Here is a 25,009-nt window from a genome sequence, read left to right on the forward strand (position 1 = left end):
CCGAAGCCCGGCCAGTAGCTGGTGTGCACGTCCTCGACGATATACAGGCCCCGGTCCTTAGCCGGGGCCACAGGTGGCGGAAGCTGGTGATCTGCTGGTGCATCTTGTGCCCACCATCATCGACAATCAGGTCGAACGGCCCGTGGGCAGCGCCCACCCGGCCAAGAAAATCCGGGTCCGCCTGATCCCCGATCTCCACCACCGTCCCCGGCAGCGCCAGAGCGCGACACGCCGGGTCGATGTCCAGGAACACCAGCCGGGACGCAGGTCCGAAAAACCCTTGCCACATCGGCAGCGACCCGCCCTTGTAGACCCCGATCTCCAGAAAGCTGATGTCCCGCCCCTGCCAGGACCCCAGAAGAGCATCATATTGCTCCAGATAGTGCTCCATCTTGAAGAGCATCCGGTCGCCGGTCCGGGCCGGATAATCGCGGAAATAGTTGCACTCGGTCATGGGGCACCTCTTTGGCCCGCAGTCTGGCCGCTTCTGGCGGCCTGGTCCAGACGTCAGCCCTTGACCGAAGCGGTCACATAATTGCAGCTCAGATCCCGGTCCGACAGGCTCCAACGCCAGGTGACCGGGTTGAAGACCATCCCCTTGCGGTCGACCGGGCGCAGGCCCGCCTTCCCGATCAGCGCGTACAATTCGTCCGGTGTAATGAACTTTGCCCAGTCATGGGTGCCCTTCGGCAGCCAGCGCATCACCCATTCCGCCCCGATGATCGCCATCATGAAGCTTTTCGGGTTCCGGTTCAGCGTCGAACAGATCATCAACCCGCCGGGCTTCAGCAACTGCTGGCAGGCGGTCAGATAAGCCTGCGGGTCGGCGACATGCTCGACCACTTCCATGTTCAGCACCACGTCGAACTGCTCACCCGCAGCCGCAAGCGCCTCGGCCGTCGTATGGCGGTAGTCGATCACCAGCCCCGACTGCTTGGCATGCGCCTGGGCCACCGGTATGTTCCGCTCGGCCGCGTCGGCGCCGACCACCTCGGCCCCCAGCCGCGCCATCGGCTCGGACAGAAGGCCACCGCCACAACCGATATCCAGGATGCGCAGACCCTTGAAGGGCAGCGCCCCGGCCAAGTCGCGCCCGAATTCGGCCGCGATCTGGCTGGTGATATAGTCCAGCCGGCAGGGGTTCAGCATGTGCAGCGGCTTGAACTTGCCGTTCGGGTCCCACCACTCCGCAGCCATGCGCTCGAACTTGGCCACTTCTTGCGGATCAACCGTATCTACCGCCATTGCTGCCTCCTCTTTGCCCTTTCGACTCCGGGCAGTCCCGGGGTATATAGAGTGCATATGGATCAGAGATCAGGTCAAAAGCGCGCAGTCGAATACCTTTACCCGCCGATCGACCCGTTCGATCAGCGCGTGATCGATATGGGCGATGGCCACCGGGTCTATGTCGAGCAGTGCGGTCGCCCGGATGGCATCCCCGTCATGGTCTTCCACGGCGGGCCGGGGGGCGGCTGTTCCCCCGCGATGCGGCGCTACTTCGACCCCCGCGTGTTCCGCGTCGTCCTCTTTGACCAGCGCGGCTGTGGCCGCTCGCGTCCCCATGCCAGTGTGACAGCGAATACCACCTGGCATCTGGTGCAAGACGTCGAGACGATCCGTCAGACACTGGGCATCGACCGCTTCATCGGCTTTGGCGGCAGCTGGGGGGCAACCCTTGCGCTGATTTACGCCATCACCCATCCCGAACGCGTCTCTCACCTGGTCTTGCGCGGGGTTTTCCTTGCGACAAAGGCCGAGCTGACCTGGTTCTACGGCGGCGGGGCGGGGGCCTTCTTCCCCGACCTCTGGTCCCGCTTTGTCGAAGTCATCCCCGAGGCTGAACGGTCCGACCTCATCGCCGCCTACCACCGCCGCCTTTTCTCGGGCAACCTGGTCGAGGAAACCCGTTTCGGCCGCATCTGGGCCAACTGGGAAAACGCGCTCGCCTCGATCCAGAACGAGGGTGCTTTGGGCGAAAGCCCGTCGGACTATGCCCGCGCCTTTGCCCGGCTGGAAAACCACTACTTCCAGAACGCGGGTTTCCTGGAATGTGACGGCTGGATCCTGCGCGAACGCAAGAAGATCGAAGAGATCCCCGCCACAATCATCCAGGGCCGCTACGACATGATCTGCCCGCCCCACTCTGCCTGGTCGCTGGCGCAAGGCTGGCAGAAGTGCGAGCTGAAGATGGTCCCGATGGCCGGCCACGCCTTGTCCGAGCCGGGGATCAGCGAGGCGCTGGTCCGCGTGATGGACGGGTTACGTCAGGCCTGACCCTGATGTGCGGCTGGAAATGAGGTGCCCCGCCACGTAGGGTGGGCGATCCGCCCACCATCCGTTCTAGGATCGCATCAAAGCGACATCGGCCTTCAGCCACAACCCGTAGCACAGCAGCAGCAAGCCCGCTGCCGCCACGCCCTGCACATCTTGGACGCTGGCCGCCGACTGTAACTGAAGGGCGACGGCCGCCAGCGCCGGCAAGCGGCTGGCCACGACCACGGCGCGGAACACTCCCGGCCCAAAGGGCAACTGAATCTGCACCCGCCCTGGTAGCGCGCTGCCGAACTTTCCCGCTGCATGCATCAGCCCCGCCGTGGCGGCCAGAACCGGATGTCCCATCAGGAAGAGGCCCAGCCCCAGCGCCAGCGCCCCCCAGCCCGAGGAGACGTCCCCCAGCCGGTTCAGCCGTGCATCGGGCGGCGCGCCGTGCGCCCAGGCCTTGTGATACTGCTCGCCGGACCAGAAGAAGATCAGCATCGCCACCGTGATCGCCGTGGCCCCCAGGCTGCCGACGAAATAGTCCGACAGCGCGGCCCAGCCGGTAAGGCCCACCGCCATCGCCGTCGCCACGTGGAACGACAGCCCGCCCAGCAGTCCCAGCCCGTTGCCCAGATTGTAAAGTCCGCCCGGCCCGCTTAGCCGCTGGGCCAACTCGTCCTTCAGTGAAATCGCATGGTCCGTCATGGCAGGTTCCTGTCCCAAGGTTTCCCCGTTCTAGGCCCGCCAAACGACCGGGTTATGTTCCTTGGGTAACAGTCTGCACAATTATTCGGCGATCCGCGAACGTCTAAGCCCGCTTCCCCACCACCGCGACGCCCAGCGCCTCCAGCACCTTGGCCTCGATATGCGCCGCATCCAGGCCGGCGACCTTGTACATCGTCTCGGGCGAGGCCTGGTCGATGAAGATGTCCGGCAGGACCAGCGACCGGAACTTCAGCCCGCGGTCGAACACCCCTTCCTCGGCCAGAAGCTGAGCGACATGCGACCCGAACCCGCCGATGGCACCCTCTTCGACCGTCACCAGCGCCTCATGCCCCCGCGCCAGTTGCAGGATCAGGTCCCGGTCCAGCGGCTTGGCGAAGCGGGCATCCGCCACGGTCACCAAGACGCCACGACCCGCCAAAGCCTCTGCCGCTTTCAGGCTTTCGGACAGCCGCGTGCCGAAGGACAAGAGCGCAACCCGCGAGCCCTCGCGCATGACCCGGCCACGGCCGATCTCCAGTGGCACGCCGCGGGCGGGCATCTCCACCCCCACGCCCTCACCCCGGGGATAGCGGAAGGCAATCGGCCCCGCGTCATGCGCCGCTGCAGTCGCGACCATATGGACCAGCTCGGCCTCATCCGCCGCGGCCATCACCACGAACCCCGGCAGGTTCGCCAGGAACGCCACGTCGAACGCCCCCGCGTGGGTCGCCCCATCGGCCCCCACCAGCCCCGCCCGGTCGATGGCAAACCGCACCGGCAACCGCTGGATCGCTACATCGTGCACGACCTGATCGTACCCGCGCTGCAAAAACGTCGAGTAAATCGCGCAGAACGGCTTCATCCCTCCCGCCGCCAACCCCGCGCTGAAGGTCACCGCGTGCTGTTCCGCAATCCCCACGTCAAAGCACCGCTTCGGGAACCGCGAGGCGAACAGGTCCAACCCCGTCCCGTCCGGCATCGCCGCCGTCACGGCAACGATCTTCTCGTCCCGCTCGGCTTCCGCCACCAGTGTCTGCGCAAAGACCTTGGTGTAAGACGGCGCATTCGACGCCGCCTTCACCTGCACGCCCGTCAGCACGTCGAACTTGCCCGTTGCATGCCCCTTGTCCCGCGCCGCCTCGGCCGGGGCATAGCCCTTGCCCTTCTTCGTCAGCACATGGATCAGCACCGGCCCCGTCGCCCGAGCCTTTACCGTCCGCAAGACCGGCAGCAACTGGTCCAGATCATGCCCGTCAATCGGGCCCACATATTCGAACCCCAGCGATTCGAACAAAGTCCCGCCCACGGCCATGCCCTTAAGCATCTCCTTGGCGCGCTTCGCCCCCTCTTGCAGCGGCCCCGGCAGCAGCCCGACAAAGCCCTTCGCCACCTGCTTCAGGTCCTGCATCGGGGCCGCCGCATAGATGCTGCTCAGGTAAGCTGACAGTGCCCCGACCGGAGGGGCAATCGACATCTCATTGTCGTTCAGGATGACGAACAGCCGCTTTCCCAGGTGGCCTGCGTTGTTCATCGCCTCGAACGCCATGCCCGCCGACATCGCCCCATCGCCGATCACTGCAATCGCATCACCAGGGTCACCGCCCAGATCGGCCGCCATCGCGAAGCCCAGCGCCGCAGAAATCGAGGTCGAAGAATGTGCCGCCCCGAACGGGTCATAAGGGCTTTCCGACCGCTTGGTGAACCCGCTCAGGCCGCCTTCCATCCGCAGCGTGCGGATGCGGTCCCGCCGCCCGGTCAGGATCTTGTGCGGATAACACTGGTGTCCGACATCCCAGATCAGCTTGTCGCGCGGAGTATCGAAGACGGCGTGGATCGCCACCGTCAGCTCGACCACCCCAAGCCCGGCCCCGAGATGCCCGCCCGTGACCGAAACGGCAGCAATCGTCTCGGCCCGCAGCTCTGCCGCCAGTTGATGCAACTCGCGGTCCGACAGGGATTTCATGTCGGAAGGCGCGGTCACCCGGTCAAGAAGCGGCGTCTGGGGTCGGTCGGTCATCAAAGCCTGCCTTTGCGAGGGATCAACTGTCCCGCGCGATAACGAAGCGCGCTGCGGCAATCAAGTTGGCAGCACTTTTTCCATACCCGGCCAGCGCCGCCTCGGCCTCGGCCACCAACTCCGCCGCCCGCGACCTGGCTCCATCCAGACCAAGCAGAGAGACGAAGGTTGCCTTCCCCGCCTCGGCATCCTTGTGCAGCCGCTTGCCCGTCTTGGCCTCGTCGCCCGTCACGTCAAGAATGTCGTCCGCGATCTGAAAGGCCAGCCCCAACGCAGCGGCATAGCGCCGCAACGGCCCCCGGTCCGCCACGGCGATCACCGCACCAGCCTCCGCCGCAAAGCCGATCAGCGCCCCGGTCTTGCCCGCCTGCAGCGCCGTGATCTCGCCCAGCGTCAACGACCGCCCCGCCGTCTCTGCCGCAATGTCCAGCGCCTGGCCCAGCACCATCCCGTCGATCCCCGACGCCCGCGCCAGACCTAAAACCAGCTCCATCCGCACCTCGGCAGTCCCCAAAGCCGGATCACACAGCAGTTCAAACGCCAACGTCTGCAAGGCATCCCCCGCCAGCACCGCCGTCGCTTCATCCCATTTCTTGTGCACCGTCGGCTGCCCCCGGCGCAGGTCGTCATCATCCATGCAGGGCAAGTCGTCATGCACCAGCGAATAGGCATGCAACGCCTCGATCGCCGCCGCCGCCGACACCGCCCGCTCTTCGGGAACACCCAGCATCCGCGCGCCTTCCAGCACCAGGAACCCGCGCAGCCGCTTGCCGCCCCGCACCGCATAGCGCATCGCGTCCGTCACCGGCTGGTCCGCGCGACCCTCCAATGCAGCCAGAAGCCGAGCCTCACACAGCCCCGCATCTGCCGCCAACCGTTCAGGAAATCTCACATGCCCTCCGCCGGAGTCGTGCCCACCGCCCGGCCTTCCTGCGCCCGGATCAGTTCCACCTTCTCTTCCGCCTCGGCCAGCTTCTTCGCGCAATGCGCCTTCAGCGCCGCGCCGCGTTCATACAAAGCAATCGACTGTTCCAGCGGCACCTCGCCCCGCTCCAGCGCCCCCACGACCTGCTCCAACGCGGCCATCGCCTCTTCGAAGCTCATCGCATCAACCGGCTTGTCGCTCATCGGCCCCGCTCCTCCAGCACACCCACATGCGCGGCCACGGAAGCCGCCAGCGCATCCAGATCATAGCCACCCTCCAACGAGGACACCACCCGCCCCCCGGCGAAATCGCACAGGCGGTCGGTCAGCCAGCGATAGTCCTCCGCTTGCCATTCCAGCCCGGCCAGAGGGTCGTCGGCATGGGCATCAAACCCCGCCGATATGAGCAGCAACTCAGGTTCCCAAGCCGCCAGAGCGGGGAACACCACGCCCTCATACACCTCCCGCATCGCCCGACCACCCGAGCCTGCGCGGAGCGGCACATTCAAGACCTGCCCATGCGCCCCCCGCTCCTCTGGCCTGCCAGTTCCCGGATAGAGCGGCATCTGATGACTGGAGACGAACAGACACCGCCGCTCGTCCCACAGCAGGTCCTGCGTCCCGTTGCCGTGGTGAACGTCGAAATCCACGATGGCCACACGGCCCAGCCCATGATGATCCAACGCCCGCTTCGCCCCGATGGCCACCGTCCCGAACAGGCAAAACCCCATCGCCGTCTCGCGTTCCGCGTGATGCCCGGGGGGCCGCCCGGCCACAAACGCCGTCTTCGCCTCCCCGCTCACCACCGCATCCACGGCCGCGCAAATCCCGCCGACCGCCCGCATCGCCGCGTCAAACGACCCCGGCGACAGGAACGTGTCCCCATCCAGCTGCGCCCAACCCTCCGTCGGCGCCGCCGCCTTCACCCGCGCCAGATACCCCGCCGGATGGCAGCGCAGCACCTCGGCCTCGGCGCCCATCGGACACTCCCGCCGATCCACCGCCATCCCGGCAAGCCCCCGCTCCACGGCCTGCAGACGCTCCACCCGCTCCGGATGGCCAGGGGGGGTCACATGGCCTCGGCATTCCGGGTGTGAATAGACAACACAGGTCATCGAAGTTCCTCTGGCAAGACATCCTTAGCCAATCCCCCGACAGTTCCAAGATCAAGTTTTTCCAACACTTGACCCAGATCAACGACAACAGATTCACATGTGCATAGTATTATAGTTGTCAGGATGGCTGACCGGGAGTTGTCCCGAATCGACCAAGGAGGAAACACAGATGGCTTTTAAAACGAATGGTGGTTTTGGTCGCGTCGCGCTGAGCGCTGCTGCGGTTTTGCTGCTGGGTACCGCAGCCTTCGTTGTACCGCAGTCGACTGATGGTTTCGCATCGGCTGCCTGGGCGCAGGACAGCGACGAAGGCGGCAAGGGTAACCAGGGAGAAGGCGGCAAGGGCAACAAGGGTGAAGGTGGCCAGGGCCAGGGTGGTCAGGGCAGCGGCCAGGGCCAGGGCGGCCCGGATGATGGTTCCACTGGAAAAGGTGGTCCGAAGGCCGGCAGCGGTGGCTCCGAAGGTGGTAAGCCGAACTGGGCGCAGGACGGCATCCCCGTGGTTGAACTTGGTCGTCTGAACGTTGCCCGGTCGCCGGACAAGGTGCTGGATCAGGCTCTGGCCGAGGCCGTGGCATCCCTGACGCCCGAAATGATCGAATACTACGAACTCTCCCTCATCGGTGCGCAGGAAGAACTGTCGCTGAACTTCGACGAGGTGGCCTTTGTCGACTCTCCGCTGCAGAATCTGGCCCTTCTGAAAGACCTGCTGGCAGGGGGCACGGCACTGACCGGTGCGGGCGTGGACAACGACGAAACCCTGCTGGCGGCCATGTTGCTGGGTGCGGCCTCGGACAAGACGATCGAGATCACGACCGACACCGTCATTGCGGTGACCACGATCCTTGGCACCCCAGTGACCGGCGAGGACGCCGCCGAACTCGCGGACATGGCCGAGGATATCCGGGTCGCGATTCTGGCCGGTCACGGCTGAGAGACAGGAAGACACAACGCAAGATTCGGTTTCCGGCCGCCGTTCGTGGCCGGAAATTCATCTGCGAGGATACCTTCGTAGGTCTGGATATCGGAAATGTCGGGAGCTGACATGAAACGGGAAGAATTCGACAAAGTCTCAACGCGCGTCCTTCTTGCGGCGGGGGTGTTTGGACTGGCGCTTGGCGGGCTGGTCCCCGCTTCGACGTTCAGCGGCGCAGCCTGGGCGCAAGACGACGGTGGTCATGAGGACGGCGGAGGTCACGAAGGCGGTGGCGGCCAGGGCGGTGGCGGCCAGGGCGGCGGTCACGGCAGTGGCGGCCAGCACGGTCGGCCGGTGCCCCCGGTCGCACAGCCGGTGCTTCCGGCTGCTGACGGCGGCACTGCCGCCATGTCCGGGGGTGCGGGTGCGACGTCCGGCAATTACCTGCGTCTCGAACTCGGCGCGGCCTTCGGCAGTGCCGGGGATGCCAACTGGCTTCCGCCCGGCTATCCATCGGACCCGCAGGTGTTCTTCGACCTCGACATGGACACCGCCGCGATGGCCGCGATCGGCTTTGGACGTGACTATGGCAACGGCTGGCGCGGCGAGCTGGCGCTGAACCTGTTTGGCAAGTCCAGCTTCGACGGACCGTGGAGCTTCACCGTTCCCAGCACTGCGGGGCCCCATGCAGATGTGGAAGGGTCCGTCCGATCTGTGGCGGTCATGGCCAACGGATATCGCGACTTCGACTCGGGCGGGAAGGTCACGCCCTTCGTGACGCTGGGCCTTGGCCTTGCCCGGAACACGGTAAGCGACTGGACCCGGATCAATCCCGATGCCGGGCGGACGCGTCGAAGCTTCGAGGGCGACAGTGATACCGGGCTTGCCTGGTCCGTCGGCGCGGGCCTGTCCTGGGACGTGGGACCAGTGCTTGGCTCAACTTCGGCCAAGCTGGACCTGACCTGGCGCTACTTCGATCTGGGCAATGCCACTGGCGGGACCGAACCACTGCCCGGAAGCGGTGCGGGCGGCACTCCCGTGGAAGCGCTGAACTTCGACGTGACTGACCACGTCATTGGCATTGGCCTGCGCATTCCGATGTAAGGCTCGGGGATTGAGGGGGAGATTGCCCCCTCAATCCGGTTGCAGCATATACCCTTCGCCCCGCACCGTCTGCAGATAGCGCGGCACCTTCGGGTCGTCCTCGATCTTCCGCCGGAGGCGCGTGATCTGCACGTCCACCGCCCGCTCTTGCGCCGCGTCCTCACCGCCGGTCTCGCTGACCAGTTTCTCCCGGCTGATCGCCACGCCGGGGGCCGCCGCGAACACCCGCATCAGCTGCGCCTCGGTCGCCGTCAGCCGCACCGGCACGTCGCCCCGCCACATTTCGCCCCGGTCCAGGTCATAGCGCACCGCTCCCAGATGCAGGATCTGGCGCACCGGCTCGGCCGGTTTGACCTGGGGCACCCGGCGCAGGATCGCGTTGATCCGCAACAAAAGCTCCTTCGGCTCAAACGGCTTGACCAGATAGTCATCCGCCCCCGCCTCCAGCCCCTCGATGCGGTTCGCGGATTCCCCGCGCGCGGTCAAAAGCAGGATCGGAGTCGCCATCTTCTTGCGCAGATCGCGGGTCAGCGTGACGCCATCCTCGCCCGGCATCATCACGTCCATCACGATCAGATCAAATTCCAACCCGGCCAGGATCTTGCGGGCCTGAGACGCATCGCGCGCGACAGATACCAGAAATCCGTTCCGCATCAGGAACTTCTGCAAAAGTCCCCTGATCCGTTCATCATCATCGACGATCAGAAGGTGAGCGTCCGGGACCATCAGCCGCCCTCCTTCAGGCGATTGTACTGACGCCGCATTTCGGGGTCCATCATCGCCTCCAGCACCTGTCGGAAGCCTTGCACCGCCTGCGGCCCCGCAGCCCGGTACGCCGCCCGCATCCGCGCCCGCTGCGCGTCCGACAATTCCCGTTCCAGCATCTGTCCCTTGTCCGTCAAATGCAGATGCCGTTCCCGCGCATCCACCTTGCCCTTTTCGCTGCGAACAAGGCCATCCTCGATCAGTGTCCGCAACACACGATTCAACGACTGCTTTGTAGCACCCAGGATCAGCAGCAGGTTCGAAACCGTCGTCCCCGGAGACCGATGGATGAAATGGATCGCCCGGTGATGCGCCCGGCCATAGTCCATTCCCTCCAGAATGCGGTCGGGGTCCGCCGTGAACCCGCGATAGGCGAAGAACATCGCCTCGATGCCTTTGCGCAGCTGTTCGTCCGTCAGGAACAGCAGGTTCTCGCCACCCGGGGTCTCGGCCATTCAAGGTCTCCTTGCGGGCGAATTTACGTCAGCCTTGTTGACTTTCCAAGCACGAACCCATAACTCCTGTCCGATTTCGCGCAAGAATCTGTCCGAAGCGGACCTTTCAGGCGCAACATTCGCAAAGGCGGGGGATGAAATGGCTGGTTACGACGATCGCGACGGGTTCATCTGGATGGATGGCAAGATGGTGGAATGGCGTTCGGCGAACGTCCACATCCTGACCCACGCGCTGCATTATGCCTCCTCGGTCTTCGAAGGCGAGCGGTGCTACAATGGCAAGATCTTCAAAAGCCATGAACATTCGCTGCGACTGCTGGAATCCGGCCGCCTGCTGGACATGCCCATCCCATATACCGCCGAGGAAATCGACGCCGCCAAGGTCGAGGTCCTGAAGGCCAACGGGTTGACCGACGCCTATGTCCGCGCCATCGCCTTCCGCGGCGCGGGCGACGAGATGGGCGTCGCCTCGCTTGGCAACCCGGTCCGCCTTGCCATCGCCTGCTGGTCCTGGGGCGCCTATTACGGCGACGCCAAGATGAAGGGCGCCAAGCTGGACATCGCCAAGTGGAAGCGCCCCTCGCCCGAAACCATCCCCACCGCCGCCAAGGCCGCCGGGCTGTACATGATCTGCACCATGTCCAAGCACGCGGCGATGGCCAAGGGCTGCTCGGACGCGCTTTTCTACGACTTCCGCGGCTATGTGGCCGAGGCGACCGGGGCCAATATCTTCTTCGTCAAGGACGGCGAGGTTCACACCCCGAACCCGGACTGCATCCTGAACGGCATCACCCGGCAGACCATCATCGGCATGCTCAAGGACATGCAGATCAAGGTCCACGAACGCTATATCATGCCCGAGGAGCTGGCGACCTTCGAACAGTGCTGGCTGACCGGCACCGCAGCCGAGGTCACTCCCGTCGGCCAGATCGGCGACTACATGTTCGAAGTCGGCGATCTGACCAAGCGCGTCGCGACCGAGTATGAAAAGCTGGTCCGCGCCTGATTGTTGTTTGACTGGCGCCAGTTCTCTTCCGCCAGCCCCTTTACTACGAAAAACCCCGCCTCGACCCTAGGGTCGGGGCGATTTTCTTGAATGACCGCAGAACTGCTGTCATGGTTTCGTTACTTTTGAATTTTGAGGGTCATTATGGACCGCCCATTTCCGTGGCTATCGGCGTCCTTCCGGACGACGCTCGCCTGTTTTGTTGCCCTGGATATCTGCTTCATTCTGATTCACGCCGGTGGCTGGACAACGTTCCGTCTTGGCTTGACCGGAGAAATCCCGCATCTCTTCCGGATTTCCGAAGACCGCTCGATTCCCGAAAGCTTCAACTACGTGAAGTGGTCAATACTGGTGGTTTCGCTGACCTGGCTCGGCATCCGCAGTCGGTGGAACGTACCGCTTGCCTGGGCTCTGGTGTTCCTGCTGATGCTGCTTGACGACTCTCTTCAAGTCCACGAATCCGTCGGTGTTCTGTTTGCGCAAAGCTTCCACTTCGCCGAAGGTGCATTGCTAGAGCCTGGCGATCTGGGTGAGCTTCTCTATGCGGTTCTGATGGGTGGGCTGGTTGCCGGTCTGGCTGGTTGGGCCGTCCTTCGGGCCGATGGACCAGCGCGCCAGCTTAGCATGACCTATCTTCTTGTGATCATCGCCTTCGGTTTCTTCAGTGTGGTGATGGATGCCGCGCACCGCGCTGCCATCAACTCTTATCCCCACATCGCCTTTCTTCAGGACTTCTTCGCCTTGATCGAAGAAGGCGGTGAGATGTTTGTGGCAAGCACCGCGGCGGCGCTTACCTTGGCGCCCCCGACCTGGCGGCTTGCCCTTTCAGCTCGGCCTGCGCCGACGACCAGCTGATCTTGCGTGCCCGCCTGTGCCTGGCGGGCAGCACGTGTTCAGCGCGAAGGCGGTCAGACGATTTCGGTCTCGACCTCGATATTGCCCTTGGTCGCATTGGAATACGGGCAGATGAAGTGGCCGCGATCGGCGATCTTTTCGACCACGGCCCGGTCAACGCCGGGCATTGACACCACAAGCTTGACCTTCAGCCCGAACCCGCCGTCCGACCGGGGACCGATCCCGACATGCGCGTTCACCGTCGCGGTATCGGGTACTGTCCCCAGCTTTTCGCTGGTGGCCGCAAAGCGCATCGCCCCCAGATAGCAGGCGGCATAGCCCACGGCGAACAGCTCTTCCGGATTGTGCCCCAGGCCCGAACCGCCCAGCTCTTTCGGGCTGGTCATCGTCACGGTCAACTGGCCGTTCACCAGCCCGGCTGTCCCGTTGCGCCCGCCACCGGTCGCCTTGGCCTCGGTCCAATACTTTGCATCTACTGACATTTCCGTCTCCTGCTGAGAAATTAAATCGTGCACGATATAAATGGGATCGAACAGGTCCGATGTCAACCGCTTGCATTTTAATCGCGGACGATATAAATTATCAGGATGACACTCGCCCCTGCCGACATGCTTTGCTTTGCGCTGCATTCGACTGCCCATGCGGTCCATGCTGCCTATGCGCCGCTGTTGCAGCCGCTGGGTCTGACCTACCCGCAGTATCTGGTGCTGTCCTCGCTTGCGACGGTTGACGGCCAGACTGTCGGTCAGCTGGGGGCCGAGCTGCGGCTGGAATCGAACACTCTGACCCCTCTCCTGAAACGGATGGAGGGGGCCGGTTGGGTCCGCCGCAGCCGCGACAGCAAGGACGAACGTCAGGTGCGCCTGTCCTTGACGGCCGATGGCCGCGCGCTTGCCGACAGCACGTCGGACCTGCCGCGCGCCTTTGCAGAAAAGACCGGCGTTCCGATGGCAGACCTCGCCGATTTGCGCGACATTCTGGCGGCTCTGCGGGATCGGCTGAAACCGGCGAAGGCCTGACCTGCAGGCAAGCGTCTGAAATCCTTTGCCCTTTGACAAAGGTCGCGCGCGGACTGTCAGACAGTCCGCCCCCTCTCGATCCGCAGGAACTGGATCAGTCGCGTCGCCCCGGATTTGCCCCGCGGACGCTGCCAGGTTTCCCGGGGTGTCCGGGCCAGACGCAGGAAATGCTTTACCCGCCCCCCGGTGGTCCGGCTGCGATGATCGGCAAGATGACGGCTCATGCTTTCCTCCCAGGCTGCATCATGTCCGCGATCCTGCACCCGAATCGCCACATCGCCAACCCTTTTGGCCTGCCCCACCTGCAGGAACCGGCCGAGAACCGCTTGCCCTTCCTTGCACCCCGCGACTAGTCTCGCCGCGAGGACGAGGGGGGAGACGATGCGACTGCAAGGCAAGACCATCCTGATCACGGCCGCGGGCCAGGGCATCGGCCGCGCCAGCGCCATCGCTTGCGCCCGGGAAGGCGCCACCGTGATCGCCACCGACCGCGACGCCGCCCTTCTGTCCGGCCTGAAGATGGAGACTCACCCCCTCGACGTCACCGATCCCGCCGCCATCACCGCGCTGCGCGACAAGCTCCCGCCTCTCGACGGCCTCTTCAACTGCGCGGGCTATGTCGCAAACGGCACCATCCTTGACGTGACCGATCGGGACTGGGACTTTTCCTTCGACCTCAACGTGAAGTCGATGTTCCACACCTGCCGTGCCTTCATTCCCGGGATGCTTGATCGCGCGAAAACCACCGGCACCGCCTCGGTCCTGAACATGGCATCGGTGGCCTCGTCGTTCAAAGGCTTCCCCAATCGCACCGCCTATGGCGCCACCAAGGCCGCCGTGATCGGCCTGACCAAGGCCATCGCCGCCGACTTCGTGAAAACGGGCTTGCGCTGCAATGCGCTTTGCCCCGGGACCGTCGACACGCCTTCGTTGCGAGGTCGCATCGGCGCGGCCGCCGATCCGGTCCAGGCCGAAAAAGACTTCATCGCCCGCCAGCCGATGGGCCGCCTTGCCACCACCGACGACATCACTCCGATGGTCGTCTTCCTCCTCTCTGACGAAAGCCGCTTCGTGTCCGGCCAGGCCTGCCTGGTCGACGGCGGCATCACGATCTAAGCAAAGGACCCCAGCCCATGAAACTCCTCCGCTACGGGCCCAAGGGGGCCGAGAAACCCGGTCTTCTGGATGCAAAGGGCCAGGTCCGCGACCTTTCCGCCCATGTCCCCGACATCGGCGGCGCTGCGCTGTCGCCCGAGACGCTTCGGCGCCTTGCCGCCCTGGACCCGACGTCGCTTCCCCTGGTCCCCGGCGTGCCGCAAAAGGACCTGCGCCTGGGTGCGTGCGTCGGCGGCACCCGCAAGTTCATCTGCATCGGCCTGAACTACGCCGACCACGCCGCCGAAACCGGCGCCGCGATCCCGACCGAGCCGGTCGTCTTCAACAAATGGATCACCGCCATGTGCGGCCCTGACGACGACGTCGAAATCCCCCGCGGATCGGTGAAAACCGACTGGGAAGTTGAACTTGGCGTCGTCATCGGCACAGGCGGCAAGTACATCGACGAGGCCAACGCGTTGGACCATGTCGCGGGCTACTGCGTCATCAACGACGTCTCGGAACGCGAATACCAGACCGAACGCGGCGGCACTTGGGACAAGGGCAAGGGCTGTGACACCTTCGGCCCGACCGGCCCCTGGCTGGTGACGAAGGACGAGGCCGGCGATGTCGCCAACCTCAAGATGTGGCTCGACGTCGATGGCCACCGCTACCAGAACGGCTCCACCGCCACGATGATCTTCGGCGTTGCGCACATCGTCTCGTACCTGTCGCGCTTCATGTCGCTGGAGGCGGGGGACATCATCTCGACCGGTACGCCTCCCGGCGTCGGGCTGGGTCAGAAGCCCCCGGTCTATCTCAAGGGCGGTGAGGTGATGCGCCTTGGAATCGAGAATCTGGGCTCGCAGACCCAGCGCGTGGTGAAGACCTGACATGGACCTCGGGCTGCGCGACAAGGTCGTCATTGTCACCGGCGGAGGCTCCGGCATCGGGGCCGCCGTCAGTGAGGTTCTGGCCGAGGAAAACGCGATCCCCGTGATCCTGACCCGCCGCGCGCCCGATGCTGCCTGGCTGGCCGGGGTCGCACGGGCGGATGTGGTCCTTGCCGACCTCTCGGATGACGACCAGTGCCGCCGCGCGGTCGTGGACATCCGCGCGCGACACGGCCGGATCGACGGCTTGGTGAACAACGCCGGGGCCAACGATTCGGTGGGGATCAAGGCCGGGCCGGATGCCTTTCGCCAAAGCCTGGATCGTAACCTTGTCCACTACTACACCCTTGTGCACCTCCTCGCCGACGATCTGCGCGCGACCAAGGGTTCCATCGTCAACGTCGCCTCGAAGACCGCTCTGACGGGGCAAGGCGGAACTTCGGCCTATGTCGCCGCAAAGGCCGCTCAGCTGGGCCTGACCCGCGAATGGGCCGCCGATTTCCTGAAGGATGGCATCCGCGTCAACGCCGTCATCCCGGCCGAAGTGATGACGCCGCTTTATGCGAACTGGCTGAAAACCTTCGACAACCCCGATGACCGCCTGGCCGAGATCACCCGCCGCATCCCCTTGGGCCACCGCATGACCACCCCGCGCGAGATCGCGGATACCGTCGTGTTCCTTTTGTCGCCGCGAAGCTCGCACACCACCGGCCAATGGCTGTTCCCGGATGGCGGCTATACCCACCTGGATCGCGCGATTTCCAACTAGCCCAGCCGCGCAACCGCCCAGCGCGCGGCATCGGCCACCGCCGGGTCAGCGTCACTGACCAGACCGGCCGCAACGGGACGCAACGCCGGAAGCCCCGAGTTTCCAATGGCATACATTACATTGCGCACGAACCTGTCGCGCCCGATCCTTTTGATGGGCGAACCTGCGAACCGCTCCCGAAAGCCAACATCATCCAAAGCCGCCAATTCGGCCAACCCGGGAAGAGCGTGCCTGGGCTGATACCCCATCTCGCGCGCGGCCACGGCAAACTTGTTCCACGGGCACACGGCCAGGCAATCATCGCACCCGTATATACGATTGCCTATACAGGCCCGCAGCTCCGTATCTACAGGGCCCTTGTGCTCGATGGTCAGGTAAGAGATGCAACGCCGCGCATCCAGTTGATATGGCGCGGGAAAAGCCTTGGTCGGGCAGATGTCCAGACAGGCCGTGCAGGTCCCGCAATGGCTGACCTCCGGCGCGTCCGGCTCAAACTCCAGCGTCGTGAAGATCGCCCCAAGGAACACCCAGTTCCCCAGATCCCGCCCCAACAGGTTGGTGTGCTTGCCCTGCCATCCCAGCCCCGCCGCCTGAGCCAGTGGTTTCTCCATGACCGGTGCCGTGTCGACGAACACCTTGATCTCAGCCCCTGATGCCTCGACCAACCATCGCCCCAACCGCTTCAGCCGTCGTTTCACCAGATCGTGGTAATCCTTCCCCTGCGCATAGACCGAGATCACACCCCGGTCCCGCTGGACCAGCCCCGCCATCGGGTCGCCTTCAGGCGTATAGGCTTCGGCCAGCATGATCACCGAACGCGCCTCGGGCCACAGCGCCGCCGCATTGCCCCGCCACGCCTCCCGCTCCGCCATCCAGCCCATCTGCCCGTGCCGACCTTCGGCAAGAAACTCCCGCAGTCGCCCCGCCGTCTCGGGCACCGCATCGGGTCGGCACACGCCAACCTTCACGAACCCTTCCGCAAGGGCCCGCGCCACCAGCTGCTCTTTCGTCAGCCCTTTCATACTGGTGCAAATATCCCGGGGTCCGGGGCAGCGCCCCGGGGGCAGGGATCAGAAATCCAGGTCGGCATAATGCGCCGAGGGTGGAAAGCCCGAAATCTGATCCGCCAGCAAGGGCCGGAACGACGGCCGCGACTTGATCTTCGCGTACCAGTCCTTCAGCACGGCATGCCGGTTCCAGTCCACGTCGCTGATATAGTCCAGACAGCTCAGATGCGCGGCTGCCGTGAAGTCGGCCAGCGTCATCGCATCCCCGGCCAGCCAGCGCCGCTGGTCCAGAAGCCAGGCCATGTAATCCAGGTGATACTTGATCCGGGTCGAGCCCTGCTTGACGTTCTTCGAATCCGGATAGCCTTGGCCGGTGACCTTCTTGTTTACCCGTTCATACAACAGCTTCGAGGTGACCTCGTTGTGGAACTTGTCGTCGAACCAGGCGCACAGGCGGCGCACCTCGTAGCGCCCGTCGGCATCCTTCGGCATCAGCGGCGGTTCCGGGGTCAGCTCTTCGATATACTCGCAGATCGCCTGGCTCTCGCTCATCACGCGGGCGCCCATCTTCAGGATTGGCACTTTCCCCGCCGGATTGCGTCGCAGGAAATCGGGCGAGGGTTCCCAGTACCGCTCCTCGACCAGTTCCACCTCGATCTTCTTTTCCGCCAGCGTCAGGCGCACCTTGCGGCAGAACGGCGAGAGGGGGACATGGTAAAGTCGATTGCTGGGGCGGTTCATCGCGTGGCGGCCTCCGGTCTTCCCTCCCTCTTGCCGCGCCGGAGAACGGATTTCAATCCCCGCCCCGGGATCAATCCTCGAAACAGGCGGAACGACCGTCCGCCGCGATGGTCTCGGCGCCCGAGATGATCGCGCGGGTCCGGCTGCGGACAAAGCTGGTCGGCTCGGACGCGCTGCGTCCCTGCGGATCAGGCAGCACCGCTGCCAGCCGCGCCGCCTGCAACGGCGTCAGGTCCCTGGCGTCGACGCCGAAATGATGCTGCGCCGCCGCCTGGACCCCGAAGACGCCCTCGTCGAACTCGGCCACGTTCAGGTAGACCTCCAGGATTCGTTCCTTTGACCAGACCAGTTCGACCACGGGCGTCAACACTGCCTCCATCGCCTTCCTGACCCAGGTGCGGCCGTGCCAGAGGAAGACGTTCTTCACCACCTGCTGACTGATCGTGCTGGCCCCGCGGTTGCTGCCCGCCTCGATCGCGGCCCGGATTGCGGCCATGTCGAAGCCCCAGTGATTGCAGAAGTTCGCATCCTCGGCCGCCACGGCCGACCGGGCCATCACGGGCGCGATCTCCTCCCAGCTGACCCAGTCCTTGTCGATCCCACCCAGCCGCCAGGTTTCGCCCAGCTGATAGAGGTTGATCGGCGGAGGCACGAAGCTGAACAAAAGGATCAGCACGGCATAAAACCCGGCAACAGCGCCCAGGCCCCGGCCAAACCACATAAGCGCCCATCGCAGCCGCGACCGTGCAACCGGGGTCTCGGCACCCTCGGCCTTCGGCTTGCGCTTGCGCGGTTTGGCGGCCGGGGTGTCGGTGGGCTTGCCGCTCATCGGCTGGCCCCGCACCCAAAACGCTGGCACCGACGCATCAGATCAGGTCATCCGGCTGCACGGCCCGATCCGGGATCTGCGCTTGCAGGTCATAAAGCGCCTCTTCGGCCTCGGCCCCGATGCGGGTCTGCAGGATGCGCGGGGTCCCCGCCTGCTTTTGCAAGGCTTCGGTCACCCGCTGCGCCCCCAGAAGCCGCACCCGCATCCCGACCGCCGCGCCGCCTGTTTCAAGCAGGGCGGGCACCTCTTGCAGGAAAGAGCTGTCCAGCCCGGCGGCCAGAAACTGCGAGGCCAGCCCGACGCCACCCTCGACAGGTTTGCGCCGGTCCAGGAACATCATGCCGATCAGCGCGCCCCAGCGGCCCCCGCCCAAAGGCGCGCCGGACGCCAGGTCGATCGACTGGTTGACCGAAACCCGCCCGGTCGCGTCAGAGGTGACCACGACGATATCCTCCGGCTCGGTCCCGGCCGCCTGCTGCAAGGCCGCAAGGCGTTCGCCCGCGACGAAGGCCGCGTTGCGGCTGCGATACGCGGCGATGATCAGGTCGGACAACGAAGGCTCCACGGGCAGGTCGGATTCGGCGATAGTCTAGGTGCTAGCGCAAATCCGCAACAAGGGGAATCACCCGGCCGGGTCAAGCCGCGGAACTTGGCCCACCCTGCTGCGTCCAGCCGATTTTCGGATCACACGGCTTGCCCGCAGGCCTGTTTCGACCCTAAGTGCAGTTGGCAGCAGGGCGGGTTGGGGGCGGCATGATCTTGCGCGGGTTCACCAAGGGCGATGCGGTGTCCGAGGCCGTCTATTCCGACTGCGAGCAGTATCGCTATCTTCTAACCCGGACCTGGGCGCCGGGGCCGAAGGCACTTTTCGTGATGCTGAACCCCTCGACCGCGACCGAGGTGCAGAACGACCCCACGGTCGAACGTTGCGAACGCCGCGCCCGCGCCTTGGGGTTTGGCGCGTTCCGGGTGACAAACATCTTCGCCTTTCGTGCCACCGATCCCCGCGTGATGCGCGCCGAGGCCGATCCGGTCGGGCCCGCGAATGACGACGCCATCCGCGACAGTGCCGCCTGGGCAGACAGTATCGTTTGCGCCTGGGGCAATCATGGCCTGCACCTTGGCCGCGGAGCCGCCGTCACCGCCCTGTTGCGGTCAACCGGAAGACCGCTGCATCACCTTGGGTTGACCGGACAAGATCAGCCGCGCCACCCGCTTTACGTCAGCTATGATCAGGCCCCGCAGCCCTGGTGACGGCGTTATGCGGCGGACAGCCGGATGTCCGCCACGTTGATCGGACCGCCGTAAACGACGGCCACCTTCGACCCGTCAATGAACACCGACTGCCCGCTGCCCGAGCCGTTCGGTTCGATCGTGACGACCGGGTCGGTATGAACCGCTGCGTCATAGACGATGACCAGCTGGTCCTGACCGGGATCATAATCCAGCACTTGCGCGACCTGGCTTTCGTTCATCCACTCTTGCAAGATGAACTCATCCTCACCATCCCCGCCCGAGGCATAGTCGCCCGCCCCGACCATGATCTGGTCATTGCCCTCCTGGCCGTTCAGGAAGTCAACCTCTTGCGGCTGCCCTTCGGCCTCGACCCCCGAAAGAAGGTCGTTGCCGGTTCCGCCGTCGATCTCGTCTTTGCCGGCCCCGCCGATCAGCGTGTCATTGCCTGCGCCGCCCAGCAGCCAGTCGTCATCCTCGTCGCCGAAAAGCCAGTCGTCCTCGGTTCCGCCGATCAGGCTGTCGTTGCCTGCGCCACCGTGCAGGGTGTCGCTGCCTTCGCTTCCCATCAGCGAATCGCGACCCTCGCCACCGTCGATCAGGTCATTGCCAGCCTGACCCTGGATCGTATCGCTGCCCGCTTCACCCCAGATGCTGTCGTCGCCGTCGCCGGCCCAGACCGCATCGTTGTGGTCGCCCGCGCTGATCCAGTCGTCGCCGCCACGTCCGTCGATCTGGTCGGCCCCGCCATTGCCCTTGATCTCGTCATCCGCGCCGAAGCCGGACATGAGATCGCTGCCGTCCCCACCTGACAGCGTCACGGCTTGATCGGGTTCCTGTGGCAGATCGTTCGACGTGGGGACCGTCGGGTCCGGGTCGAGATCGTCCAGAAGATTGCCCCGGTCGATCTGATCATCTTCTTCGTCGGGCGGCGCAGCCGCGTCCCCGTCATCCTCTGCGGTCTCGGACCGATGCGACATCAGTGCATCTGCCGCGAGTCCGGCCATCATCACGCCAAAAAGGCCCATCAACGCAAGCAACCGCGATACTCCCTACTGCACCGACGTTCTGCACGGTTGTCACACTATCGCGTTAACCTTTTGGTAACGCGTGATAATTCCATTCGAAAATACCACCGACTGCGCCATTTCCAAAGTGCCGATCCGGTCACGCGTCCAGGAATCTGGCGACATCTTTAAGGATCGTCCCACCCTCAGGCGCGAATCCCCTTCCCTTGCGCGGCGTTTGCGCGTAAGTGCCCGCATCCGCCGCAAGGACGGACCCTCCAAGGGCCCTGCTGGACGACATCCCGGCTTGTGCCATCACCTTAACCAAGGAGACCCCGATGTCGATCACTGTCGAAGAAAAAGCCCGCCTGATCAAGGAATACGCGACCAAAGAGAACGATACCGGCTCGCCGGAAGTTCAGGTCTCGATCCTGTCGTCGCGGATCGCCACCCTGACCGAGCACTTCAAGGGCCACAAGAAGGACAACCACTCGCGTCGTGGTCTTCTGATGATGGTTGCCAAGCGCCGCAAGCTTTTGGACTACCTCAAGAAGACGGACGAAGCGCGGTACACCTCGCTGATCACCCGCCTCGGCCTGCGCCGCTAATTCCGGCCAAAGCTTACGAAACGCCCGTGCCCGAAAGGCGCGGGCGTTTTGCGTTGCACGCGTCGGGCGACTATATAGACCCAAACGGAGGACATCATGGCTGACGACAGATTTCCCGGCTGGCACGGCACCACCATCCTCGCGGTCCGTCGGGGCGGTGAGGTCGTCGTTGCAGGCGATGGCCAGGTCTCGCTGGGGCAGACCGTGATCAAGGGCACCGCCCGCAAGGTCCGCCGCCTCTCCCCCGGTGGCCACGACGTCGTCTGCGGTTTCGCGGGGTCGACCGCCGACGCCTTCACTCTTCTGGAACGGTTGGAAAAGAAGCTGGAGGCCGCTCCCGGCCAGCTGGCCCGGGCCTGCGTCGATCTGGCGAAGGATTGGCGCATGGACAAGTACCTGCGCAACCTGGAAGCCATGCTGATCGTCACCGACGGCACAGCGCTGTTCGTGATCACCGGCGCGGGAGACGTTCTGGAGCCCGAACATGACGTGGCCGCCATCGGGTCCGGCGGCAATTTCGCCCTTGCCGCGGCGCGGGGACTGATGGCCACCGACCTTCCCGCCGAGGACATTGCCCGCAAGGCGATGGCAATCGCTGCCGACATCTGCGTCTACACCAACGGCAACCTGACGGTCGAGCGGATCAAGGCCTGACCGGGGCGTCCAGGGCCGTGTCGATCGCCGCAAGCGCTGCGCCGATATGGGTCACGGGCACGCTGATCAACGCGCCCTTTTCGTGCCGCGCCCATTTGACGGCACCACAAACGGCCTCGACCACTCGCGCCTGAAGATCGGGCGGCAGGACGACCTCCAGGCCGATGCGTTTTTCATTCGCATGGCGGTGCAGGCACAGATGCTCGGTCTCGGGGCGCCCATGCAGGAAGATCCGCAGGTGCTTCCGGTCGTGCTGCAGGTCCACTACCATTCCCTTCGGCAGCACCGGCCGCAGCTTCTTGAACACGCCCAGCCAATGCGCCCGTGCCTGGGCCGCGCGAAGCACCTCATGCGGCTCCAGCGGATGCACGTCGGCCAGCAGCACCGGACCCGCATAGGGCCGACCGCCCTGTTCCACCCAGGTCTCGTGGTGGCGCGACCAGTCCGGGAAAAGCTGCAGAAGCGGTGTGCAGTTCCAGAACTTGTGCGCCCCGATCGCATGCACCACGACCGCTGCATCAGCCCCTTTCGCCCCCACCGGATGGTTCAGCGCCATCCTCAGGACCGTGACCGGCAGGCCCAGGCTTGCCGCGACCAGATACCAGGGCAGCTCGTCGATCTGCGCGTTTGGCGCGTCCGCCGCCAGCCGGGCCGCAAAGCATTGCAACAGCGCCGATGATCCGCCAAGTTGCAGAAACCGGCGCGACACGCCGATCACGCCGCCGTTCAGCAACGGCACCTTCGGGTCCAGCGTCAGATCGTCAAAGACTGCCAGTGCCGTCGCACGCCGCTTGAACGCCCCGGCAGGCAGGGTGCGCCAGGCCAAACAGTCGAAGTCCCAGATTGCGTCCAGCCGGCCCCGCACAAGAATATCCGCATCCAGCCAGACCACCTTGTCGAACTCGGCCAGGAAATCGGGCAGGTCCAGCTTGGCCAGCACCAGCGGACTGTAGTGCTGCACGAACCCCGAGACCTGCGGGGACGCCGCCCCCAGTCGCGCCACTGCCGCCTCTGCGTCGAAGGCGCGAAGCCTGCAACCCGGCCACAACCGCTGAAACGCCTCCTGCTGGTCCGGGCCCAGCCCGTCGTGCAGGATCACCACCGTCGCATCGCACCCCGGGTCATGCGCCCGGATCGAGGACAGAAGCGCCCCCGCCGCAAAAGCAAGGTCCGCCGTGATCCCCAGCACGAAGGCCCGCGACGTCATCGACCCGGCACCCGCGACGGCGCGCAGCCGTGTCCGACCCCTGCGATCAAGACTGGCCGTACTCTTTCTTCACCTGCATATAGGCCGTCAGCACCGCGTTCATCCGCGTCTGGTAGCCCGGCCCCTGCGCCTTGAAGAAGTCTAGCACTTCGGGGTCAACCCGCAGCGAGATCAGCTTCTTCCGCGTCTGCTCGGGCAGCTCGGCATCCGCCCAGCCTTCCGTCCTTAGCGCCTCGACCTGAAGTTCGCGCACCTGTTCGGTCGGCGACAACACCAGCGGACTGGCCAAAGCGCGCTTCTCAGCGATGCTAAGCCGCTTGGGAGCTTCGTCATCCATACACTCGTCCCTCTTTCACGACAGCGTTCAACGCCGCCTCGTTTTCTTGTTAGATCAGACACTTGCACGCCAAAGCTATATATACGATGCGTATATATGCAATGCCAGATTGTATATACCGACTGCCAAGTCCAATTTACCTCACTTGGTTTGCGCCGACAAACCCCTTATTTGTGCCCGGACAGTTTCCCGCTTAAGGTTTGCCCGGTATGACCCCAGAAGACCTTCGCGCTGCCGTCGCCGCAGGCATTCTGACCGAGGCACAGGCAGCTTCGGTTCAGGTCCTGGCCAATGACCGGGCCGGCAAGCGCGCCAGTCTGCCCCAGGAAGACGAGCCCTTCGAATTCTTCCGCGGCTTTTCCGAGATCTTCATCTCGATCGGCCTGATCATCCTCTTGATCGGCGCCACCGCGCTTCTGACCGCTTTTGGCGGCTTTGCGCTTCTGACGCTGGTGCCGCTGGCAACCGCCGCCATCGCCTGGTGGTGGGCGGGCTACTTCACCCTAAAGCGCCGGATGACCCTGCCTTCGATGGTCCTCGCGACGGCATACGGGATCGGCATCGTCATCTTCACTTTCGCCGTTCTGGCCCAGGCCGACCTCGGTGAGCGCACGATCGCCATCCTTGGCTTCAGCGCCTCGGCTCTTGGCATGATCGCCTGGTATCGCCGCTTCCGCCTGCCGTTCTCGGCCTTCCTGACCGGGGCCTTCGCTCTTGGCGCGGTCTATGCCGTCACCGCCTCGGCAGAGAACCTGATCGGCTTGGTCACCGGGGGCGACGATTTCAGCAGCTTCTTCGACTTTACCGAAAGCCCGGCCTTCGCCACCGCCACGCTTCTGTTCGGCATGGCCGCCTTTGTGACCGGCATGTGGTTCGACACGCGCGACCCCTACCGGCTGGGCCGCCACGCCGCCACGGCCTTCTGGTGCCACCTCCTGGCCGCCCCCGCCCTGGTCAATACCGTGGCGCTCACCTTGCTGAACGGCGGCGGGACGGGTTTCCTTGCCGTGGCGCTGGTGTTCATCACCCTGCTTGCGCTGGTGATTGACCGCCGCAGCTTTCTGACGGCCGCCATCATCTACATCGCCATCGTCATCAGCTGGGTGATGGGAGAAGGCGACGGAATCACCCCGATTTTCGTTCTCCTCACCCTTGGCGCCTTCATCACCGCCATCGGCACCTGGTGGGTGCAACTCCGCGCCAAGGTGATGGAACTGCTTCCAGATTTCCCCGGCAAATCCCGCCTGCCGCCCTATGGATCGACCGAATGACCGACCTCACCCCCCGCGAAATCGTCTCCGAGCTTGACCGCTTCATCATCGGCCAGAAGGAAGCCAAGCGTGCCGTGGCCGTGGCTTTGCGCAACCGTTGGCGCAGGAAGCGCCTGGGCGACGATCTGCGGGATGAGGTCTATCCGAAGAACATCCTGATGATCGGCCCCACCGGCGTCGGCAAGACCGAGATCTCCCGTCGCCTCGCCAAACTGGCG

At 64.6% G+C, this 25,009-nt stretch carries 31 protein-coding genes and 1 pseudogene; 14 read left to right on the forward strand and 18 right to left on the reverse strand.

The features are described 5' to 3' along the window. A partial coding sequence (locus U1E69_RS00080; RefSeq protein WP_322241949.1) for a class I SAM-dependent methyltransferase occupies positions 1-454 on the reverse strand: 454 nt, incomplete at its 3' end. A 53-nt stretch (positions 455-507) separates the two neighbouring features. Then, positions 508-1,245 carry a bifunctional 2-polyprenyl-6-hydroxyphenol methylase/3-demethylubiquinol 3-O-methyltransferase UbiG gene (gene ubiG / locus U1E69_RS00085; RefSeq protein WP_322241950.1) on the reverse strand — a complete coding sequence of 246 codons (738 nt, stop codon included), beginning with the start codon at positions 1,243-1,245 and terminating at the stop codon, positions 508-510. Positions 1,246-1,302: 57 nt separating this feature from the next. On the opposite strand from ubiG, the gene pip reads away from it, so the two are divergent. Further along, complete coding sequence (gene pip, locus U1E69_RS00090; protein WP_322241951.1) at positions 1,303-2,274, forward strand: prolyl aminopeptidase; 972 nt, start codon at positions 1,303-1,305, stop codon at positions 2,272-2,274. Positions 2,275-2,340: 66 nt separating this feature from the next. Here pip and U1E69_RS00095 read toward each other — a convergent pair whose 3' ends face one another. The 5 genes from U1E69_RS00095 to U1E69_RS00115 all read right to left on the reverse strand — a co-directional run bounded on the left by U1E69_RS00095 (position 2,341) and on the right by U1E69_RS00115 (position 7,020). Beyond that, positions 2,341-2,964, reverse strand: coding sequence for a hypothetical protein (locus U1E69_RS00095; RefSeq protein WP_322241952.1), 624 nt, complete (start codon positions 2,962-2,964; stop codon positions 2,341-2,343). A 103-nt stretch (positions 2,965-3,067) separates the two neighbouring features. After that, positions 3,068-4,981, reverse strand: a complete 1,914-nt coding sequence (gene dxs, locus U1E69_RS00100; protein ID WP_322241953.1) for a 1-deoxy-D-xylulose-5-phosphate synthase — start codon at positions 4,979-4,981, stop codon at positions 3,068-3,070. 22 nt (positions 4,982-5,003) lie between these two features. Further along, positions 5,004-5,873, reverse strand: a complete 870-nt coding sequence (locus tag U1E69_RS00105) for a polyprenyl synthetase family protein (protein WP_416200240.1) — start codon at positions 5,871-5,873, stop codon at positions 5,004-5,006. Continuing rightward, positions 5,870-6,109: an exodeoxyribonuclease VII small subunit gene (locus U1E69_RS00110; RefSeq protein WP_103257525.1), complete on the reverse strand. Its 240-nt coding sequence runs from the start codon at positions 6,107-6,109 to the stop codon at positions 5,870-5,872. The genes U1E69_RS00105 and U1E69_RS00110 overlap by 4 nt, the downstream gene beginning before the upstream one ends. Further along, the gene (locus U1E69_RS00115) at positions 6,106-7,020 is read right to left on the reverse strand and encodes a histone deacetylase family protein (protein ID WP_322241954.1); all 915 of its coding nucleotides are present in this window, start codon (positions 7,018-7,020) and stop codon (positions 6,106-6,108) included. The genes U1E69_RS00110 and U1E69_RS00115 overlap by 4 nt, the downstream gene beginning before the upstream one ends. A gap of 115 nt (positions 7,021-7,135) precedes the next feature. On the opposite strand from U1E69_RS00115, the gene U1E69_RS00120 reads away from it, so the two are divergent. Further along, the gene (locus U1E69_RS00120; RefSeq protein WP_322241955.1) at positions 7,136-7,954 is read left to right on the forward strand and encodes a hypothetical protein; all 819 of its coding nucleotides are present in this window, start codon (positions 7,136-7,138) and stop codon (positions 7,952-7,954) included. A gap of 111 nt (positions 7,955-8,065) precedes the next feature. Further along, the gene (locus U1E69_RS00125) at positions 8,066-9,040 is read left to right on the forward strand and encodes a hypothetical protein (protein ID WP_322241956.1); all 975 of its coding nucleotides are present in this window, start codon (positions 8,066-8,068) and stop codon (positions 9,038-9,040) included. Positions 9,041-9,070: 30 nt separating this feature from the next. Here the strand turns inward: U1E69_RS00125 and U1E69_RS00130 are convergent, their stop codons facing one another. Together U1E69_RS00130 and U1E69_RS00135 are read right to left on the reverse strand one after the other, a co-directional pair. After that, on the reverse strand, positions 9,071-9,769 hold the full coding sequence (locus tag U1E69_RS00130) for a response regulator (protein ID WP_322241984.1): 699 nt from the start codon (positions 9,767-9,769) through the stop codon (positions 9,071-9,073). Beyond that, the gene (locus tag U1E69_RS00135) at positions 9,766-10,260 is read right to left on the reverse strand and encodes a MarR family winged helix-turn-helix transcriptional regulator (protein ID WP_322241957.1); all 495 of its coding nucleotides are present in this window, start codon (positions 10,258-10,260) and stop codon (positions 9,766-9,768) included. Before U1E69_RS00135 ends, U1E69_RS00130 begins: the two co-directional genes overlap by 4 nt. 139 nt (positions 10,261-10,399) lie before the next feature. On the opposite strand from U1E69_RS00135, the gene U1E69_RS00140 reads away from it, so the two are divergent. Both U1E69_RS00140 and U1E69_RS00145 read left to right on the forward strand, forming a co-directional pair. After that, on the forward strand, positions 10,400-11,266 hold the full coding sequence (locus U1E69_RS00140) for a branched-chain amino acid aminotransferase (RefSeq protein ID WP_322241958.1): 867 nt from the start codon (positions 10,400-10,402) through the stop codon (positions 11,264-11,266). Between the two features lie 144 nt (positions 11,267-11,410). Further along, the gene (locus tag U1E69_RS00145) at positions 11,411-12,121 is read left to right on the forward strand and encodes a hypothetical protein (protein WP_322241959.1); all 711 of its coding nucleotides are present in this window, start codon (positions 11,411-11,413) and stop codon (positions 12,119-12,121) included. A gap of 53 nt (positions 12,122-12,174) precedes the next feature. Here U1E69_RS00145 and U1E69_RS00150 read toward each other — a convergent pair whose 3' ends face one another. Continuing rightward, a complete protein-coding gene (locus tag U1E69_RS00150; RefSeq protein WP_322241961.1) occupies positions 12,175-12,603 on the reverse strand; it encodes an organic hydroperoxide resistance protein in 429 nt (142 codons plus the stop codon). Positions 12,604-12,708: 105 nt separating this feature from the next. On the opposite strand from U1E69_RS00150, the gene U1E69_RS00155 reads away from it, so the two are divergent. Then, positions 12,709-13,140: a MarR family transcriptional regulator gene (locus U1E69_RS00155; protein WP_322241963.1), complete on the forward strand. Its 432-nt coding sequence runs from the start codon at positions 12,709-12,711 to the stop codon at positions 13,138-13,140. A gap of 56 nt (positions 13,141-13,196) precedes the next feature. Here U1E69_RS00155 and U1E69_RS00160 read toward each other — a convergent pair whose 3' ends face one another. Further along, entirely contained in the window at positions 13,197-13,364 is a 168-nt protein-coding gene (locus U1E69_RS00160) for a hypothetical protein (protein ID WP_322241964.1), read from the reverse strand. Positions 13,365-13,521: 157 nt separating this feature from the next. Here U1E69_RS00160 and U1E69_RS00165 point away from each other — a divergent pair, with 157 nt between their 5' ends. The 3 genes from U1E69_RS00165 to U1E69_RS00175 are packed head-to-tail and all read left to right on the forward strand — an operon-like array spanning position 13,522 to position 15,897. Then, complete coding sequence (locus U1E69_RS00165; RefSeq protein WP_322241965.1) at positions 13,522-14,256, forward strand: SDR family oxidoreductase; 735 nt, start codon at positions 13,522-13,524, stop codon at positions 14,254-14,256. Positions 14,257-14,273: 17 nt separating this feature from the next. Further along, positions 14,274-15,128, forward strand: coding sequence for a fumarylacetoacetate hydrolase family protein (locus U1E69_RS00170; protein WP_322241966.1), 855 nt, complete (start codon positions 14,274-14,276; stop codon positions 15,126-15,128). Position 15,129: 1 nt separating this feature from the next. Continuing rightward, entirely contained in the window at positions 15,130-15,897 is a 768-nt protein-coding gene (locus U1E69_RS00175; RefSeq protein ID WP_322241968.1) for an SDR family oxidoreductase, read from the forward strand. On the opposite strand, the gene queG is transcribed toward U1E69_RS00175, so the two are convergent. The 4 genes from queG to U1E69_RS00195 form a co-directional block, all read right to left on the reverse strand. Continuing rightward, positions 15,894-16,919, reverse strand: coding sequence for a tRNA epoxyqueuosine(34) reductase QueG (gene queG / locus U1E69_RS00180; protein WP_322241970.1), 1,026 nt, complete (start codon positions 16,917-16,919; stop codon positions 15,894-15,896). The genes U1E69_RS00175 and queG overlap by 4 nt on opposite strands. A gap of 48 nt (positions 16,920-16,967) precedes the next feature. Next, entirely contained in the window at positions 16,968-17,645 is a 678-nt protein-coding gene (locus tag U1E69_RS00185) for a glutathione S-transferase family protein (protein ID WP_322241972.1), read from the reverse strand. 70 nt (positions 17,646-17,715) lie between these two features. Further along, a complete protein-coding gene (gene mtgA, locus U1E69_RS00190) occupies positions 17,716-18,474 on the reverse strand; it encodes a monofunctional biosynthetic peptidoglycan transglycosylase (protein ID WP_416200241.1) in 759 nt (252 codons plus the stop codon). Between the two features lie 37 nt (positions 18,475-18,511). After that, complete coding sequence (locus tag U1E69_RS00195; protein ID WP_322241973.1) at positions 18,512-19,027, reverse strand: DUF1269 domain-containing protein; 516 nt, start codon at positions 19,025-19,027, stop codon at positions 18,512-18,514. A gap of 200 nt (positions 19,028-19,227) precedes the next feature. Between U1E69_RS00195 and U1E69_RS00200 the strand changes: the two genes are divergently transcribed. Then, positions 19,228-19,728, forward strand: a complete 501-nt coding sequence (locus U1E69_RS00200) for a DUF1643 domain-containing protein (protein WP_322241974.1) — start codon at positions 19,228-19,230, stop codon at positions 19,726-19,728. Positions 19,729-19,733: 5 nt separating this feature from the next. Here U1E69_RS00200 and U1E69_RS00205 read toward each other — a convergent pair whose 3' ends face one another. Beyond that, the gene (locus U1E69_RS00205) at positions 19,734-20,717 is read right to left on the reverse strand and encodes a calcium-binding protein (protein WP_322241975.1); all 984 of its coding nucleotides are present in this window, start codon (positions 20,715-20,717) and stop codon (positions 19,734-19,736) included. Positions 20,718-21,052: 335 nt separating this feature from the next. On the opposite strand from U1E69_RS00205, the gene rpsO reads away from it, so the two are divergent. Continuing rightward, on the forward strand, positions 21,053-21,322 hold the full coding sequence (gene rpsO, locus U1E69_RS00210) for a 30S ribosomal protein S15 (protein ID WP_322241976.1): 270 nt from the start codon (positions 21,053-21,055) through the stop codon (positions 21,320-21,322). A gap of 96 nt (positions 21,323-21,418) precedes the next feature. Next, the gene (hslV, locus tag U1E69_RS00215; protein WP_322241978.1) at positions 21,419-21,976 is read left to right on the forward strand and encodes an ATP-dependent protease subunit HslV; all 558 of its coding nucleotides are present in this window, start codon (positions 21,419-21,421) and stop codon (positions 21,974-21,976) included. Here the strand turns inward: hslV and U1E69_RS00220 are convergent. Together U1E69_RS00220 and U1E69_RS00225 are read right to left on the reverse strand one after the other, a co-directional pair. Continuing rightward, positions 21,966-23,183, reverse strand: coding sequence for a glycosyltransferase (locus U1E69_RS00220; RefSeq protein ID WP_322241979.1), 1,218 nt, complete (start codon positions 23,181-23,183; stop codon positions 21,966-21,968). The genes hslV and U1E69_RS00220 overlap by 11 nt on opposite strands. A gap of 46 nt (positions 23,184-23,229) precedes the next feature. Then, positions 23,230-23,520, reverse strand: a complete 291-nt coding sequence (locus U1E69_RS00225; protein WP_322241980.1) for a BrnA antitoxin family protein — start codon at positions 23,518-23,520, stop codon at positions 23,230-23,232. A gap of 209 nt (positions 23,521-23,729) precedes the next feature. Here U1E69_RS00225 and U1E69_RS00230 point away from each other — a divergent pair, with 209 nt between their 5' ends. Together U1E69_RS00230 and U1E69_RS00235 are read left to right on the forward strand one after the other, a co-directional pair. Beyond that, positions 23,730-24,791: a hypothetical protein gene (locus U1E69_RS00230; protein ID WP_322241982.1), complete on the forward strand. Its 1,062-nt coding sequence runs from the start codon at positions 23,730-23,732 to the stop codon at positions 24,789-24,791. Next, positions 24,788-25,009, forward strand: a pseudogene (locus tag U1E69_RS00235) (HslU--HslV peptidase ATPase subunit); the annotation flags it as partial. The gene U1E69_RS00230 and the pseudogene U1E69_RS00235, both read left to right, overlap by 4 nt.

Source organism: Tabrizicola sp. (genome assembly GCF_034366665.1).
In the GTDB taxonomy this organism is placed as follows: domain Bacteria; phylum Pseudomonadota; class Alphaproteobacteria; order Rhodobacterales; family Rhodobacteraceae; genus Tabrizicola.